At 53.1% G+C, this 1,352-nt stretch carries 2 protein-coding genes; one reads left to right on the top strand and one right to left on the bottom strand.

Going from position 1 to position 1,352, the window contains the following annotated elements; all coding sequences use genetic code 11:
• On the top strand, positions 1 to 656 hold a 656-nt coding region (locus BN874_RS11400), incomplete at its 5' end, for a response regulator (protein WP_034433365.1).
• A 6-nt stretch (positions 657 to 662) separates the two neighbouring features.
• Here the strand turns inward: BN874_RS11400 and BN874_RS11395 are convergent.
• Positions 663 to 1,277 carry an ANTAR domain-containing response regulator gene (locus BN874_RS11395; RefSeq protein ID WP_268258831.1) on the bottom strand — a complete coding sequence of 205 codons (615 nt, stop codon included), beginning with the start codon at positions 1,275 to 1,277 and terminating at the stop codon, positions 663 to 665.
• Between the last annotated feature and the right edge of the window lie 75 nt (positions 1,278 to 1,352).

The raw sequence follows: 1,352 nt of genomic DNA, 5'->3' as shown, positions 1-1,352 counted from the left end.
GGCTGCTGCAATTTTTATGCTTGTTTTTCCTGAAATTTTTTGTAGCGCTTAATTCGCATTTAAACCGTCCGATACCCAGCATTTTGCTGACGGCCGATGTGACGCCGGAGGCCGAGGCGAAAGCCCGAATCGTCGGGATCGATAGGTTCCTCACCAAACCGATCACCGCCGATGGACTGCTCGATGCGGTAGAAATGGCGGTAGGTCATCCTGATTTCGAGTCGGAATGTTTGCCCAACGAATCCGCTACCAGTAGGCTGGGTCAAACAGGCAACACGGCTCCGACCTCTGAAAGCGTCGCCCGTGTGCGTAGTGTGCTGCGTCCGGATATGTTGACTCGAATCAGCCAAATATCGTCCACGGCGGTACCCATAGTCATCAATACTTTTATCCGCGATGTCGAGAGCGGCATGGATCGCATTCGCAAGACTATCGCGTCAGAGGATTGGGAGGGAATTAAAGAGGCCGTGCACCGTTTAAAGGGAGCGACCACCCTCATCGGCGCGGATCGGCTCACCGACCTGTACGAAACGATGCACTGCTCCGCTGATCGCCGTGATCGTGTGGCCTTACAAGCCTGCTTCGAAAGCGTGCAAGCGGCGCAGACCCAAGTGATCGAATCCATGAAGGAACACTTCAGTCGCCGCCATGATTGAAATCAGTCACGCATTCGGCTGAGCGGATTTCTTGAGCAGATCAAGGATTTTAATCAGGCCTTTCGGGAATTCTTTCGCGGGCTTGTCCGCCTTCGCCTGCAAGTAGCGCAACGCCTCGAACATATCGCTCGCGACTTCTACGATCCGTTGTTTATGCAAGGTCGCAAACTCCAGCAGCTTCTGATAACTGGCTTCCTCTGATAAATGATGATGAGCCATCAGGAAGCCTATCGCTTTGCAAGTGACTTGTGTTTCCCGCAGCGCGTTCCGCAAGTGCAGATTTTCGCGGCCCCGCTTCAGCGCAATTTGAACCTGCCGCAAAAACATATCAAGGTCCGGGGGTTTTACCAAATAGCCGAGAGCGCCCAATTCGTTACACTTTTTAACGGGTTCGCTTTCCGAATCCATGGTCAACACGAAAAACGGGAGGCGCTGATGGAAAAAACGGGCGATCTCCAGACCGGAGATATCGGGCAAATGCAGGTCCAGCACGGCCAGATCGGGATCTGCGCTTTCGGCTAACATCAACCCGGTCACGCCATCCGCCGCCTCGATAACGTCATACCCCGCAGCAGCGAGCACGTTGGCGAGAATGACCCGAATCGTATCGGTATCCTCAATGATCAGGATTTTTGCCTTACCACCTATCAGTTCTGAGTTAGACTATAAGGTGAGTTTAACTAAAGTCGCGAGGAG

Origin of the sequence: Candidatus Contendobacter odensis Run_B_J11 (assembly GCF_000531125.1) — a bacterium.
Taxonomy (GTDB): Bacteria; Pseudomonadota; Gammaproteobacteria; order Competibacterales; family Competibacteraceae; genus Contendibacter; species Contendibacter odensensis.
This window is presented reverse-complemented; position numbering and strand designations above follow the sequence as displayed.